11 protein-coding genes are annotated in these 15,747 nt (G+C 52.9%); 5 read left to right on the forward strand and 6 right to left on the reverse strand.

The features are described 5' to 3' along the window. Positions 1 to 29: 29 nt before the first annotated feature. Genes BOC67_RS00175 through BOC67_RS00190 form a run of 4 tightly spaced genes read left to right on the forward strand, consistent with a single transcriptional unit; the run spans position 30 to position 6,027 of the window. Positions 30 to 1,664: a TldD/PmbA family protein gene (locus BOC67_RS00175; protein ID WP_291906075.1), complete on the forward strand. Its 1,635-nt coding sequence runs from the start codon at positions 30 to 32 to the stop codon at positions 1,662 to 1,664. A gap of 9 nt (positions 1,665 to 1,673) precedes the next feature. Then, positions 1,674 to 3,008 carry a TldD/PmbA family protein gene (locus tag BOC67_RS00180; protein ID WP_291906077.1) on the forward strand — a complete coding sequence of 445 codons (1,335 nt, stop codon included), beginning with the start codon at positions 1,674 to 1,676 and terminating at the stop codon, positions 3,006 to 3,008. A gap of 44 nt (positions 3,009 to 3,052) precedes the next feature. Further along, the gene (locus BOC67_RS00185) at positions 3,053 to 4,687 is read left to right on the forward strand and encodes a TldD/PmbA family protein (protein ID WP_291906079.1); all 1,635 of its coding nucleotides are present in this window, start codon (positions 3,053 to 3,055) and stop codon (positions 4,685 to 4,687) included. Positions 4,688 to 4,689: 2 nt separating this feature from the next. Then, positions 4,690 to 6,027, forward strand: coding sequence for a TldD/PmbA family protein (locus tag BOC67_RS00190; RefSeq protein WP_291906080.1), 1,338 nt, complete (start codon positions 4,690 to 4,692; stop codon positions 6,025 to 6,027). Positions 6,028 to 6,075: 48 nt separating this feature from the next. On the opposite strand, the gene BOC67_RS00195 is transcribed toward BOC67_RS00190, so the two are convergent. The 5 genes from BOC67_RS00195 to BOC67_RS00215 all read right to left on the reverse strand — a co-directional run bounded on the left by BOC67_RS00195 (position 6,076) and on the right by BOC67_RS00215 (position 13,850). Next, on the reverse strand, positions 6,076 to 7,863 hold the full coding sequence (locus tag BOC67_RS00195; protein ID WP_291906082.1) for a RagB/SusD family nutrient uptake outer membrane protein: 1,788 nt from the start codon (positions 7,861 to 7,863) through the stop codon (positions 6,076 to 6,078). 18 nt (positions 7,864 to 7,881) lie between these two features. Next, positions 7,882 to 11,334 carry a TonB-dependent receptor gene (locus BOC67_RS00200; RefSeq protein ID WP_291906084.1) on the reverse strand — a complete coding sequence of 1,151 codons (3,453 nt, stop codon included), beginning with the start codon at positions 11,332 to 11,334 and terminating at the stop codon, positions 7,882 to 7,884. Positions 11,335 to 11,473: 139 nt separating this feature from the next. Continuing rightward, the gene (locus BOC67_RS00205) at positions 11,474 to 12,652 is read right to left on the reverse strand and encodes a FecR family protein (RefSeq protein WP_291906086.1); all 1,179 of its coding nucleotides are present in this window, start codon (positions 12,650 to 12,652) and stop codon (positions 11,474 to 11,476) included. Between the two features lie 76 nt (positions 12,653 to 12,728). Further along, entirely contained in the window at positions 12,729 to 13,307 is a 579-nt protein-coding gene (locus tag BOC67_RS00210) for a sigma-70 family RNA polymerase sigma factor (protein WP_291906087.1), read from the reverse strand. A gap of 123 nt (positions 13,308 to 13,430) precedes the next feature. Further along, complete coding sequence (locus BOC67_RS00215) at positions 13,431 to 13,850, reverse strand: hypothetical protein (RefSeq protein WP_291906089.1); 420 nt, start codon at positions 13,848 to 13,850, stop codon at positions 13,431 to 13,433. 90 nt (positions 13,851 to 13,940) lie between these two features. On the opposite strand from BOC67_RS00215, the gene BOC67_RS00220 reads away from it, so the two are divergent. Continuing rightward, positions 13,941 to 14,771 (forward strand): alpha/beta hydrolase, encoded by an 831-nt coding sequence (locus BOC67_RS00220; protein ID WP_291906090.1) that lies wholly within the window; start codon positions 13,941 to 13,943, stop codon positions 14,769 to 14,771. 185 nt (positions 14,772 to 14,956) lie between these two features. Here the strand turns inward: BOC67_RS00220 and BOC67_RS00225 are convergent, their stop codons facing one another. Continuing rightward, positions 14,957 to 15,673, reverse strand: a complete 717-nt coding sequence (locus tag BOC67_RS00225) for a 3-ketoacyl-ACP reductase (RefSeq protein ID WP_291906091.1) — start codon at positions 15,671 to 15,673, stop codon at positions 14,957 to 14,959. Between the last annotated feature and the right edge of the window lie 74 nt (positions 15,674 to 15,747).

Genomic DNA, 15,747 nt, shown 5'->3' on the forward strand with positions numbered 1-15,747 from the left:
TAAATCTAACCAAATCAACAGAACTGCTCTTGAAACGTAAAGACTTTATCCAGCTCTCTGCTATGGGACTGGGCGCCCTCGTTCTGCCGAAGTTCACATTCGGCACTCCTGTTGATCCATCCCGGTTTCTGAATGATGGGATCGACGTTAAGATCAAGAAAGAACTGGCAGATGTGGCCCTGAACGCCGCCAAAGCCAAAGGAGCCACCTACGCCGACGTGCGCATCGGCCGCTACCTGAACCAGATGGTGATGACCCGCGAAACCCGCGTGCAGAACATCGCCAACACGGAATCCTTTGGGGTAGGCATCCGCGTGATTGCCAACGGCTGCTGGGGCTTTGCCGCTACCAACAACGTAACCCGCGAGGAGGTGGCCAAAACCGCCGAACGCGCCGTGGCCGTTGCCAAAGCCAACAGCCGCGTAAAGGCCGAACCCGTAAGGCTCGCGCCCCAGGAAGGCTATGGCGAGGTAAGCTGGAAAACGCCCATTGAAATCAACACCTTTACAGTTCCGGTAAAAGATAAGGTGGACCTCCTGCTGTCCGTCAACGATGCGGCGCTGAAAGGCGGCGCGAACTTCGTGAACTCCGCCATCATGGCCATCAACGAACAGAAGTACTTTGCGTCTACCGATGGTTCGTATATCGACCAGGATATACACCGCCTCTTCCCGACATTTACCGTTACGAAAATAGACAGGGGCAGCGGGAAGTTTGAAACCCGCAAATCCCTCAGCTCCCCGGTAGGCATGGGCTACGAATACCTCAACGCACGCCCGGAAGATAAGGTTGGCGGCATCGTGACCCGCTACCGCGGCCGCTATGATATGCTGGAAGATGTGCAGAACGCTACCCGCGACGTGGAACAGAAGCTGAAAGCGACTTCCGTGCAACCGGGTAAGTATGACCTGATCCTCGATCCTTCGCACCTCTGGCTTACCATTCACGAATCCGTGGCGCACCCTACGGAGCTGGACCGCGTGCTGGGCTACGAAGCCAACTACGCAGGCACCAGCTTCCTCACGCTGGACAAATGGAAATCCGGCAACTTCAACTTCGGCAGCAAGATCGTGAACGTGGTGGCGGATAAGCTGCAACCCGGCTCCCTTGGCGCCGTTGGCTACGATGATGAAGGCGTGAAATGCGGGCAATGGGACCTGATTAAAGACGGCATCCTCGTCAACTACCAGGCCATCCGCGATCAGGCGCATATCATCGGCCTCAATCGCTCCCAGGGCTGCTGCTACGCCCAAAGCTGGGCGGACGTGCAGTTCCAGCGTATGCCGAACGTGTCCCTGCAGCCCGGCAAAACGCCGCTGAGCGTAGATGATATGATCCGGAACGTGGAAAAAGGTATCTATATCATCGGGGATGGTTCCTTCAGTATCGATCAGCAGCGCTACAACTTCCAGTTCGGCGGGCAAACGTTCTACGAAATAAAGAACGGCCAGATCACCGGTATGCTCAAGGATGTGGCCTACCAGGCCAACACCCGGGAGTTCTGGAACAGCTGCACAGCCATCGCCGATAAAAGCGATTACCGCCTGGGCGGCGCCTTTAACGATGGTAAAGGTCAGCCCGGCCAGTCAAACGCCGTTTCCCACGGTAGCTCCACTACCCGCTTTAACGGCGTGAATGTGATTAATACTGCTCGCAAAATCTAAACGACAACAATGGCAATTCTACATAAAGAAGCAACAAAAGCCCTCCTGCAGAAAGTACTGTCTTTCTCCAAGGCCGATGAATGTGAGGTGAGCCTGCGCGGCACCGAAGGCGGCAACATCCGCTACGCCCGCAATGCCATCAGCACTGCCGGCGATATCAGCACCCTTACCCTCAGCGTAACATCCAGTTTCGGCAAACGCTCCGGCACTGCCACCATCAACGAGTTCACGGACGATGCGCTCAAACGCGTAGTAGCCCGCTCCGAAGAGCTGGCGAAGCTGGCGCCGGAAAACCCGGAGTACATGCCGTTGCGCGGCCCTGCGGAGTTTAAGGACGCTCCGGGCTACGTGGAAGCTACGGCCAACATGACACCGGACGACCGCGCCGAAGCCGTGGCGAAAAGTATTAATGTAGCAAAAGAAGCGAAGCTGGAAGCGGCGGGCTTCATTGAAAATACCACCGGCTTTAATGCGATCATGAATTCCAAAGGGCTGTTTGCCTATGACACGGATACCAACGTGGTGTTTACCATCACCACGCGCAACAGCGCCGGTACCGGTTCAGGCTTTGCCGGCAGGGGATTCAACGATTTCCGCAAGCTGGATACCCATGAGGCTACCCGCATCGCTGCCATGAAAGCCAACAGCAGCGCGGATGCCAAGGCCATAGAGCCGGGGAAATATACCGTGATCCTGGAGCCTATTGCCGCTACGTATATGCTGGAAAATATGTTCCGCGGGCTGGATGCACGGAATGCGGATGAAGGCCGCAGCTTCATGAGTAAACCCGGCGGAGGCAACCGCATCGGGGAGCAGCTGATGGATGAAAAAGTGACCATCTATTCCGATCCTTTCCACCCGGAACTGCCGGGCCCCACCTGGAACCGCGACGGGCTGCCGCTGGAAAAAACTACCTGGATTGATAAAGGCGTGGTGAAAAACCTCGCTTACTCGCCCTACTGGGCGCAGAAAAAAGGCGTACAGCCGGTACCGATGCCTTCCAACATCATCATGGAAGGAGGCACGGCCTCCCTGGAGGAGCTGATCAAATCCACAGAAAAAGGCATCCTCGTTTCCCGCCTCTGGTACATCCGCCTGGTAGACGCGCAAACCCTGCTGCTGACAGGCCTTACCCGCGACGGAACTTTCTATATCGAAAACGGTGAAATCAAATACCCGGTAAAAAATCTGCGTTTTAACGAAAGCCCGGTGATTATGCTCAACAACGTGGAAGCGCTGGGAAAAACAGAACGCAGCGTGAGTATCGAGTCCTACAGGAGTTTTATGATCCCGCCCATCAAGGTGCGCGACTTTACCTTTACCTCCCTGTCGGATGCCGTGTAGCATTTCCGTAGTTCATACTTCGTCATTCACATAAAACGTTACCCATGAAAAGAAGAGATTTTCTACATCTCACCGGCATGGGGATCGGAGCGGGGATCTTGGCACAGATCCCCGTTCTTGGTAAAGCGATCCCCCTTGAAACGCCGTGGCATACAGTAGATGTGGCCAGGAAGAAAGAGCTGGCCGACATTGCGCTGGAAGCCGCCAGGAGTAAAGGCGCCACCTATACGGACGTACGCATTGGCCGTTACCTCAATCAGTTTGTTATCACCCGGGAAGACAAAGTGCAGAATGTAGTCAACACGGAATCTTACGGTATCGGCATCCGCGTATTGGCCAACGGCTGCTGGGGCTTTGCCAGTACCGATGATTTGAGCCGGGATAACATTGCCCGCACCGCCGCCCTGGCTGTAGCTATTGCCAAAGAAAATTCCCGCCTGATCACCACCCCGGTAGAACTGGCCCCGCAGAAAGGAGTAGGAGAGGTGAGCTGGAAAGCTCCCATCCAGCGCAATGCCTTCGAGGTGCCCATTAAGGAAAAAGCGGACCTGCTGCTTTCCGTCAACGATGCTGCGCTGAAAGGCGGCGCCAACTACATCGGCTCATACCTGTTTTTAGTCAATGAGCAGAAGTATTTTGCCAGCTCCGACGGTTCCTACATCGACCAGGACATTCACCGCATCTGGCCTACGTTCGACATCACGAAGATCGACAGCGCCACCGGTAAGTTCGAACGCCGCTCCGCGCTCAGCGCTCCCCGCGGTATGGGATATGAATACCTCATGCCCAACGAAGCAGAAAAAATTCATGGTATAACTACGTTGTACCGTAACCGTTATGACATGCTGGAAGATGCCCGCCAGGGCGCAGCCCAGCTTGGTCAGAAGATGAAGGCCAAATCCGTGGAGCCGGGCAAGTACGACCTGGTACTGGATCCTTCCCACCTCTGGCTCACCATCCACGAATCCGTAGGGCATCCGACGGAGCTGGACAGGGTGCTGGGTTACGAAGCCAACTTTGCCGGCACCAGCTTCCTGACGCTGGATAAATGGGAATCGAAGAAATTCAATTTTGGCAGTCCTATCGTCAACATCAAAGCAGATAAAAAACAACCCGGCTCCCTCGGCGCAGTGGGGTACGACGATGAAGGCGTGCCTACCCAGGAATGGGACCTCATCAAAAACGGCATACTGGTGAACTACCAGGCCATCCGCGATCAGGCGCACGTGATCGGGCTGGATCATTCGCAGGGTTGCTGCTACTCGCAGAGCTGGAGCGACGTGCAGTTCCAGCGCATGCCAAATGTAAGCCTGCAGCCGGGCAAACAACGGATGTCGCCGCAGGACATTATCAAAAACGTGGAACGCGGCATTTACATCGTAGGAGATGGTTCTTTCTCCATTGATCAGCAACGCTACAACTTCCAGTTTGGCGGTCAGTTATTTTATGAAATTAAGAACGGGCAGATTACCGGCATGCTCAAGGACGTAGCCTACCAGAGCAATACGCAGGAGTTCTGGAATTCCTGCAAGGCCATTGCCGATGAGCGGGACTACCGCCTCGGCGGTTCCTTCTTCGACGGAAAGGGCCAGCCGGAGCAGGTAAGCGCCGTCAGCCACGGCTCTTCCACCGCCCGTTTTAATGGAGTAAACGTTATTAACACAGCAAGAAAAATTTAACTATGCCTATCCTTACTAAAGAAGATGCGCAACAGTTACTGAAAAAAGTACTTGCTTTTTCAAAAGCTGATCAATGCGAAGTAAACATATACGGCAGCAATAGCGGTAATGTGCGCTATGCCCGCAATGCAGTATCTACCAGCGGCGGTAATAGCCTGAGTCAGCTGGTAGTATCATCGGCCTTTGGCAAACGCCTCGGTGTGGCCACCATCAACGAGTTTGACGATGCCTCCCTGGAAAAGGTGGTCAGGCGTTCCGAGGAGCTGGCAAGGCTGGCCCCGGAGAACCCTGAATTCATGCCTTTTCTGGAGCCGCAGCAGTATGGCCCTGAAACCCCTGCCTACGTGGAGGATACGGCCGCTGTTGATCCTAAAAAGCGCGCGGATATGGTAGCCGCCTCCCTGGATGTGGCCCGCAAAAACGGCCTCGTAGCGGCCGGCTTCCTGGAAAATACCGCCGCCTTCAGCGCCATGATGAACTCCAAAGGATTATTTGCCTACCATACGAGCACGAATGTACGTTTTACCGCTACCCTGCGTACGGAAGACGGTACCGGCTCCGGTTACATTTCCAGGGGCGTCAACGATGTCAAAAAGCTGGATACCGGCGCAGGTACGACCATCGCCGCCAAGAAGGCCCTGGGCTCCAAAGGGGCCAAAGCCCTGGAACCCGGTAAATACACCGTGATCCTGGAACCGGCTGCCGGTATTGTACTGCTGGAAAATATGTTCTTTAACATGGACGCACGCAGTGCGGATGAAGGCCGCAGTTTCCTCAGCAAGCCGGGAGGCAAAACCAAAGTAGGCGAGAAGCTGGTGGACGACCGGGTGACGATTTACTCCGACCCCTGGAATCCTGAACTGCCTACCTCGCCCTACAGCAGCGATGGCCGGCCCATGGAAAAAACGACCTGGATAGAAAAAGGCGTGATTAAAAACGTGTATTATTCCAGGTATTGGGCGGAAAAACAGAAAGCCAGGGCCATCCCCGGGCCGGATGGCGCGATCATGCTGGGCGGTACCAAAACGCTGGATGAAATGGTGAAGGAAACCGAAAAAGGCATCCTGGTGACCCGCCTGTGGTACATCCGCGAGGTGGACCCGCAAACGTTGCTGTACACCGGCCTTACCCGGGACGGAACTTTTTATATTGAAAACGGCGAGATCAAATACCCGGTAAAGAATTTCCGGTTTAATGAGAGTCCGATCATTATGCTTAACAACCTGGAGGAGTTGGGTATTTCGGAAAGGACGATCAGCGGGGAAAGTAATACGGAGGCGATGATTCCGCCGATGAAGATACGTGACTTTACTTTTACTTCTTTGTCCGATGCGGTGTAGGCCGGATAGAAAGGACGCCACGATTAGTGGCGTCCTTTTTTTGCAGGATCAATTACTCCACCCGGTCGTCTGTACCAGGTTCTGATTCAACTGCATCTCTTCCAGCGGTACTGGCTCATTATAGTATTTATCCAGCCAGCCAACAGGTACAGGGTAATAAACAACGGACCCGCTGCTGTTGAGCGTAATTGGCGTACCTGCGCCATAGTCGCTTACTTTCACTTTAGCGCCCAGCAGCTGTTTATTAAAATAGATTCCTTTTTTCCAGCGCTTCAGGTCATTGAAGCGGAAGCCATCACCCATCAGTTCAACCCGGCGTTCCCGCCTGATCTCCCATAACACCGGGTTCACGTCCGGATCGCGTTTGGCGTCGAAGTTCGCATCGATAGCAGCTACGGTCATTGCCGGCAATCCCGCTCTTGGCCTTAGCTTGTTGATGGTTATATCCGCAATGCCCTGGCTGAATGCGCCCAGCTCCCACATTGCTTCCGCATAGTTAAGCATTACTTCTTCTATTCTGAAAACAGGGAAGTCCGTAGTGGCTACGCCGGTGGTACTTACATCCGTAAAAGTGTTGTAAGGCTTGTAGTAATAATATCCGGTAGCGGTGTTCATAAAGCCTTGCGCGCCGGGCGTTTTATCATTCAGGAAATGCGGCGCCCTGTAGAGATAATAACCGGCCCAGTTGGTAACGGGCAACCTTTTCCGGGTGGCATCGTTGCCGGGAAGGGTAGCCATAAAGTCTATAAACTCATAATCGGAAGGCACACTGGTGCGGGTGTACGTAGTGACCTGGCCGGAGGCAATCACCCTGTATGGCGGCAGTACCGTGAAGTAAAGCCTGCGATCCCTTTTCCTGAATTCGGCGTTCATGGTAGAATCGCTGTAGCCCGTGGTGGTGGTGCTTACAGGGCGCCCATCCGTGCAGAGATAGCTTTCTACGGCGTCTTTGGAGAGGTCCGTACCCCAGGAGGAAGTGCGGACAAACCTTGTGGCATTATGGCCTGTTTGCCCGGTGATATATTGCCTGGCGAGGATGATGCCCGGCTTGCCGATGAGGTCCTCCGAGTTGAATACATCATCGTAACTGCCCATTACGGCAGGGAAGGAGCTGATCAGTTTTTCAGAATAGGTTTTACAGGCATTCAGGTACACCTCCGCCTGTGGCAACTGGTGATACTTACGCCAGGTGCCTTCAAACAATCCAAAGCGGGAGAGCAGGGCCCTTACCACATGTACGTTGATGGTGTTGGGGCCGTCGCCGTCTGTTTTAATATGCGATTCTGCCCATACCAGGTTGTCCAGTATATTTTTGGTCACCTCGTCGCGGGGTGTCCGGGGGCCAAAGAGCACGCTTACGGAGGTATCGGTTACCTTATGTTCAATCCAGGGGATATCGCCGTAGGCGGCCAGCATATCATAGTAACGGTACGCGCGGAAAAAGTAGCCCACGCTGCGGTAGTGATCCTTGTCCGTTTGGCTCATGGCCGATTGGTCAATGTTATCCAGCATCACGTTGATCCTCCTGATGAAGGTAAAATCCCACTGAGTGCCGGCAGTATTGGTAGGTATTATCTTCAGCTGAAAAGCGTAGGGGGATTTGTTGGCCACGTTGTAACCATTCACCATATTATCGGAGTTGAGCTCTCCGGCAGGAGCATCGATGCCGTATTCCGGTAGGATGCCGTAACAGCCCCAGAGGTAGGTCCGGAAGTTATCGGCAGTTTTGAATGCCGTTGCTTCCGTTAACTGGTCCAACGGCAGTTTATTGAGATAATCTTTGTTACAGCTGCTGGCTGCAAACAGCGCCAGTAAAAGGAATATATTCTTTTTCATTGCACGCATTTTAATTCATTAAAGAGAAGCGTTGACCCCGAAGGAGAACATACGCATGATCGGGTAGTTGATACCATAGCCTTTATCGGCGGTGGATGTAGGGTCCAGCCCTTTAGGCATTTTGCTGAAGGTGAACAGGTTTTCGCCGCTGAAAAACACCTGTAACCGGGTAAAGGAAATGCGTTTTAACAATGCTTCCGGAATGGAATAGGCTAAGCTCAGATTTTTAACCCGCAGGTAAGCGGCGTTGGTGAGGTACCTGGTTTGTACCAGCTTGTTGATAGCGGAGTTGCCGGCCGCCTTCGCATAGATGCGCGCAAAGTGAGCGTTGGTGTTTGTCGGCGTCCAGTAATCCAGCTGGTTGTCGTAAATAGTGCCAAACTCGTAATTGTAAGGGAAGGTCAGGTTATTACTGATCCAGAGGTCGCGCTTACCTACGCCTGCAATGGCAAAGCTGAAATTCCAGTTCTTATACCCCAGGCCGCCGTTGATGCCATATTGCATGGCGAGCCTGGTATTGCCTATCACAGAGAGATCGCCGGGCGAGCTAACGGTATTCAGCCCGTTGGTGATCACACCGTCCCCGTCAAAATCCCTGTACAGTACATCCCCCGGGTTGGGCGTCACCAGGGAGTTGCCGTTCCTGATTTGCTTTGGAATGCCGGCTTTAATCACGCCGTTTTCGAAGTCAGTTTCCTGGTAGAGGCGGTCCGTAGTATAACCCCATATTTCCGTCATGTCTTTTCCTACGTAATACGTGTTGAGAGAGCCGGCTTTGTTATTGTCGAACTTGGTGATCTTTGATTTGAAGTCGTACAGGTTGGCAGACACATAGTAGTTGAAATCGCCAACTTTATCCCGCCATTCCAATGCTATTTCATATCCCTGGGATTGCAGGTTGGCGGCATTCTGCAGCGGCGCGCCGGTGCCCAGTACTGCCGGCAGTTGCAGGGCGTTGGTCAGCATGTTGAGGGTTTGGCGCCTGTACCAATCGGCCGTCATGCTGATCCGGTTGTCCAGGAAGCCTAAGTTGATACCATAGTTAATGGTTTTCACGGTTTCCCAGGTGAAGTTCGGACTGATAAGACCCGGCGTGCCAAGCGTGGTAGGCTTTGCGCCGCCACTCAGCCAGTTGGTAAGGCTGGGCTCCATGGCATCGAGGAAGCGGTAAGGATCAATATCCTGGTTGCCTACAGCGCCAATGGATACACGCAGTTTCAGATCCGAGAGCCATGGTTTCACCGATTGCATGAATGGCTCCTCTGAAACCCTCCATCCTGCGGAGCCGGAAGGGAAATAACCCCAGCGGTGGCTCGCCGGGAATTTGGAAGAACCGTCGGTACGGCCGTTGATCTCCAGCAGGTATTTGCCTTTATAGTCGTAGTTGAAGCGGCCGAAAAAACCCAGCACACTCCATTCGGCGTAGTTGTCATCCGCCGTCAGGATGCCGATTGCCGTGGAAATGGAGGGCAGGTCAGCGGAAATCATTTGCGTCTTATTGGCCCAGAGGTTTTCCATATACAGATCATCCTGGTTGTAACCGGCCATCAGCGTGAAGTGGTGGTTCCCGAAGGATTTCGCATAGTTCGCGTACACGTTCAGCGTACGCCTGTCCGTATTTTGGTTAAACTTGTAAAACGCCGCATTGTTGGCCGGTACGGTGGTTTTTACCACAAATTCGCTGATATCCGCATAATTGAAAGATTTGTTATAGCTCGTATTGGTCTGGCGCAGGTTTTCAAACAGGTATTCTCCGGTAATAGTCAGTCCTTTCACAGGCCGGGCGATAACCTTGCCCATCAGCCGGATATCATCGTACCTTACTTTGGATGGCACACTGTTGAGCAGCAGATTTTTGGGCGTGCCGGTAGGATATAACACGCCGTTGATGGTCATGGTGTCAATTGTAGGACTGTAGGAGGGGCTGTTACTGGCCACATTCCAGAGCCAGGAGCTGTTCGGGTCCGACTTGGTGGAGGTGTAATAACTCACATCTCCCTGGAGGGTGAGCCAATTGGTAACATCGGAGCTAACGTTGGATTTTACGTTATAGCGTTGATAGGAGTCTGCATTGCTGGTCATGATCCCGTCTTCTTTCACCGTGCCGAGGGAGAGGCGGTAGGCCGTTTTTTCAGTGCCTCCGCTGACGGCAAAGTCGTGCATTTGCTGCACGCCCGCGTTGTCGAACAGCTGTTTGATCACATCCGTAGGCGCCAGCTGGTAACGGATGCCGGCATCCATCGTATATCCGTTAGGGTATTTGGATGGATCGGCGTTATAGTCCTGGAGGAACTGCAACCATTTGTCTACATTCTGACCGGTCCAGTAGGCGGCATAGCCCATGTCCTTATACGCCTGTACAGTGGCCAGGGGACTGGCTTTCTTAGGGATCGAACTGGGTGTGGAGAAGGTGAAATTATTACTGTAATCGAATCTCACTTTATTATGCTTGCTGCCTTTTTTGGTGGTGATGAGTATCACCCCGAATGCGGCACGGGCTCCATAGATGGCAGCAGCGCCGGCATCCTTCAAAACCGTCACGGTTTCAATATCGTTAGGATTCAGCATATTCATAGGCGCGCTGAAAGGAATATTGTCCACCAGGATCAGCGGTCCGCCGCCATTGATACTGGTAGTGCCCCTGATGTTGAAGCTGAAGCCGCCTCCCGGCTCGCCGGTGGTAGACGTTACTTCCAGGCCGGGTACCACGCTTTGCAGCAGCGCGCCTGCAGTACTGGTTGGCCGGTTTCCTGCCAGTTCCTCCATTTTAACGGTATTGACGGCGCTGGTCAGGTTGGTTTTCTTTTGCGTACCATAACCTACCACTACTACTTCGTCGATTTTTTTATCCGCCGGTTTGAGCGTGATGTCGATCTTGCCCGACTGAGTCACTGGAATTTCCGTTGGTTCATAGCCCATAAAGGTGATGACCAGCGTGCCGCCTTTTTGAGGTACGTTGAGGGTAAAGTTCCCGTGTACATCAGCAGCGGTACCAATATTGGTGCCTTTCAGCGCCACAGTGGCGCCGGGCAATGGTTGCCCGTTCTCGTCCGTAATGCGGCCTTTGATGAGGAGGTCGGCAACGGCCAGTTCTGGCGGCAGTTTATGCTTTTTTTCTTTGATGATAATGGTTTTGTCGACCACGCTGTAATCGAACGGTTGCCCGATGAAGCACAGGCTGAGGGCCTTTTCTACGGGCATGTTGCTGATGGTGAGATTCACCTCGTTGGCATGTTCCAGCAGGCGGCTGTCGAACCAGAATTCATAGCCCGTTTGTTTGGTGATAGCACGCAGCACCTTTTCGAGCGATGACTTTTCCGCCCTGATGGTTACGCTTTGCCCGTTTGTTTTAGCCGATAGTTGCAGGCAAACAGATAAAAGGAATAACATCGTCGTTTTCATGATCAATAGCTTCTTTAAGAAAGTCCATTGGTGGAATCCCCGTTTCGCCGGGGAATGGAGGAAATTCATACATTTGTTTTTAGGCGTGACAATAAATGGCTTCTTCCCATGAAGCCGTTTTACGAGGTGAAATTTGTACATGCCTGATCCTGCCGGAGGCCGTCCCATGGCTTCCGGTAATTTTTTCAGTACATGCTTGCAGGAATAATTATGGTAGTACGGTCAGCCTTTTCCCTTCCAGTCTGAAGCGTATCCCATTTAGCTCCATGACGTGAAGGATGGCGGCAAGGCTTTTGTCGCGTGAAATGCTGATGGTAAAGAACCGTGGTGGAATGGTCCCTTCGTACATGACATCCACATCATACCATCTGGCCAGTTGCTGCAGGATGGATTTCAGCTCTTCGTTTCTGAACTGGAACTGTTGTTGTTTCCAGGCGAGGGCTGCGTCCAGGTCGGCGTCTTCTTCCACCTGGACTTTACTATCCGTTGCGATGGCCTGCTGACCGGCGGTCAGCGTTTTCATTGTTCCTGTTGAATTTTGGCTGATTTGAATTTTCCCTGTTACGAGGGTTGCTTTTGTTGTGGCCTCATCTTCATATGATTTGATGTTAAATGCAGTTCCCAATACAACGATCTGCTGTCCTTTGGTTGTTTTTACAATAAATGGCCTGGTGGATGGTGCTACATCAAAGAAGGCTTCTCCGCTGATGGTGACGTGCCTTTCCTTGCTGGAAAACGGGACCATAAAAGTAACGGTGGAAGCTACGTTGATGGTCAGCCCGGAGCCGTCCGGGAGGGTGATGCGCAAAGGGCGGCTTCCCCTGGGGACCGTGATGGTGGCTGGTTCCGGCTGCGTGGTGGCGCTGCCCTGGTACACGATGTTATCCTCTCCCAGCTTCTGCGCCACCGCTTTTCCTGTATGGATGCCTGCTCCGGTTTGGATACTGTCTACATAAATCCGTTTGCCGTTGCTGAGCGTGAAGTACGCTCTTGTGCCGGCAGGCGCCGGTATATCTGTCAGTAGTTTTTTTGGGTTGGGGGAAGAGATATAAGGCTGCGCTGCCTGCCGGTACCGGTAATACCCTATGCTGCACGTTATCAGTATGCCGGCTATCGCGGCGGCATACCAGAAATGCTTTGTGGTCCGGATACGTTTGGCCGGAAGGGACGTTTGCGCCTGTATTTTTTCCCAGAGCCTGCCCCGGGTGTCGAGGATGCGCAACAACTCTTCCCTTATCCGCGCTTCATCCTTAAATTCCTCCACCAGGAGGCGGTTAGCCTCGCTGGCATTGGCCCATAGGTCCAGCTGCTGCTGTTCTTCAGCAGTGAGTTCACCTGACAGGTATTTTAAAATTAATGTGACTACATCTTCATTGTGCAACTGCATCGACGGCATTTTAAATCTGGCTCTATCGTATAAACACCGACAGTTGGTAATTGTCCCGTAAAAATTTTTACTTTTTTTAGCGTGCAAGGAGAATAAGCAAAAACAGTAACTCCTGCTTCAGTAATTTGGTGCGAAGCTGTTTGATCGCTTCCGTTTTAAGGTTCCGCACTGTTTTTTCTGAGATGCCTGTTAAATCAGCGATTTCGTTATTCCGGAGGCCTTTCAGGCTCAGTTGCATGATCTGCGGCATTTTACCCGGCAGCAGCGCTATCTCCTGGTAAAGCCGGTGGTAAATATCAGTTCTGATAGTGGTAATATCTCCTGCCGTTGCCGCTGCTTCTTCCAGCCTGGCCAGCTCCTGGTGCCGGCGCAGTAAGCGTTCTTCATTGCGGAGATGGTTAAGGCAGGCATTTCTGGCAATCGTATAAAGTAATCCCCGCAGGTTGGAATCCGGGGCAATGGCGGTACGCCTGTCCCAGAGCTTTACAAATGTTTCGATGGTGATGTCCTCCGCAGCCTGCCTGTCCCCGAGATACTTCAGGGAAAAATTGATCACCTCCGGGAAGTAGTAATTGTATATATCCTCAAAAGCGCGGCTATCGTTTGCAGAAAGCCGCTCCAATAAGCGCGTTTCAGTTGGTAGGTAGTCAGGCATCAGCATTCATCGGCTATCCTTACGCAAAATAAGAAAAGCAGCCGTACCCCGCAATTATTCTTTTCAGGACCAGGGAGGCGCTTTACCGCCCTGCGAAACGTTATTACCTGGAGATATTAGGTCCTAACTTTCAATTATCTCCTCGTCCGCCTCCTTATGCGTAGGCTGGTAATACAGGTAATAAAACGCCAGCACCAGCACGCCCAGCGTAAACGGGATCATCGCCAGGTGCTTGCAGGTCACCGTGCCAAAAACAATCTTTTCATCGAAATGCAAAAACTCGCTGATCATCCAGTAGGAGTTGGCCGTGATCCAGAGGGTGATGGCCAGGTTGTGCGTCAGCTCCGCCATATATTGGCGGGTGCGCCAGGCAATAACGATGGAGATGATTAAAGTAGGGAAGATCATCGCGATCCCCAGCGGCTTCCAGACCATACACCAGCCGATATCTTTCAGCAGCCAGAAAACAATGTGCAGGTTCTCCATCTTCCGGTAGCGCAACGGAATACTATACACCGGTGAGCCGGTATTCTCTTTACTCATGTTTGGTTGTATTGCATATTTTGGGCTTAAAGATATTCTTTATCTTCGTTTTACGCCAGAAGTCTTATCTCTCAAAAGAAAAATCATCCTATGACAGGCAATGCATTCTACTGGACAACCCGCCACACCCGCTTTCATGGTCTTGAATGGATCCCCGGGCAATACAGCCATGTAATGATCATCGTACATGGCATCGGCGAGCATATAGGCCGCTACGATGCCGTGGCTGCCTACTTTGCCGATAAGGGCTTTGCCGTAACGGGGATCGATCATTACGGGCACGGCCGCAGTGATGGGGACCGTGGCGCCAGCAAAGGGTTGCAGTTTACGATGGACTACCTGGGCGATTACCTCCGGCATGTGCAGGAGCAGTACGGCAAGCCGGTAGTGATGTATGGCCATAGCATGGGAGGCGGGATGCTCGCTGGCTTTTTACTGAGGAAGCAGCCGGCCATTGAAGCGGCCGTCCTCTCCGCGCCGGCGCTCATCGTGGCCAGGCGGCCGGGAGCGCTGCTCCGCGGATTCCTGCGGGTAGCTGCCGCCGTACTGCCCAACCTCCGCATCAGCCAGGGATTGGATATTACCAGGATCTCCCACGATACGCGGGAGGTGGAAAAGTTCAGAGCGGACCCGCTGCGGCACGGAAAAATGAGCCTGCGCCTGGCCAATGATATGATCCAAAACGGGCTGTGGTGCCTGCGGCATGCCAAACAGCTGCACGTGCCCGCCTTACTGATCCACGGCAACGCTGATGAGCTGACCGCCGTGGAAGGCTCCCGCCTTTTCGCGGAAAGAGCCCCGCAAAACCTCCTTACCTATAAGGAATGGCCGGGCGACTACCATGAATTGCATAATGAATTAAACAGCAAAGATGTTTTGTTCTATATCAATAAATGGCTTACCCACCACCTGGAACTATAACGGGGACGGATCATTGGTCCGTCCCCGCCTTTACATCTCCCGAAGGGAAAAAAGAAAAAGAAAAATATCCGCAAGGGCCGCAGGCCCCCTTTGCTCACCTACTTAAAAACAAAAACAACCATCTTTGCCTCTTTGCCCCTTACGCCACTTTGCGAGCAACCCTCCGCACAAATCAGCTACCTCCATCACGGATTCGTAGAAAACAGCGTCGCCGATTTCAGCAATACCCGTTTGTTCAGCTTCAACTGCGCCACCACCAGCTCCGCGAGATCCTCCGGTTGCATTACTTTTTCCGGATTGCCATCAGTCAGGTTCAGATCCTTCGCCATGTCCGTAGCAATGGTACTCGGCGTCAGCGCGCTCACGCGGATGTTATGCTTGCGCACTTCCAGCATCAGCGATTCCGTCATGCCCAGCAGGCCGAACTTGGAAGCGCTGTAGGCGCTGGTGGCAGGCGCGCCCTTTTGGCCTGCGGTGGAAGAGATGTTGATGATATCGCCGGTTTTGCGTTCGATCATGGATGGCAGCACGGCACGGGTAACATAATAAGCGCCCAGCAGGTTCACCTGTATGATCTCTTCCCATCTTTCCGGCGTGAGGTCCATAAAACCGCCGAAGGAAGAGATGCCGGCGTTATTGATGAGGATATCGATTTCGCCCAGCTCAGCGGTCAGGCTGGCTACGGCTGTATTTACTGCTGCAATTTTAGCAACGTCCCCGGTGGCAACCGCTGCTTTAACGCCGTGTTGGCGCACTTCCGCTGCTACCGCTTCCAGCGGCCCGGCGGACCTTCCCATCAGCGCTATATCCACGCCTTCCGCCGCGAGGGCGATCGCAATGGCGCGTCCGATTCCTTTACCGGCGCCGGTGATCAGGGCTTTCTTACCTTTTAATGATTCCATATGCTCCAATTTATTTTTACACTTGTTTCAGATTCATGCTTACCGGTTTGCAATTTACAGATTATCTTCGTTGC

It is taken from the genome of Chitinophaga sp. CB10, assembly GCA_001870995.2.
Taxonomy (GTDB): Bacteria; Bacteroidota; Bacteroidia; order Chitinophagales; family Chitinophagaceae; genus Chitinophaga.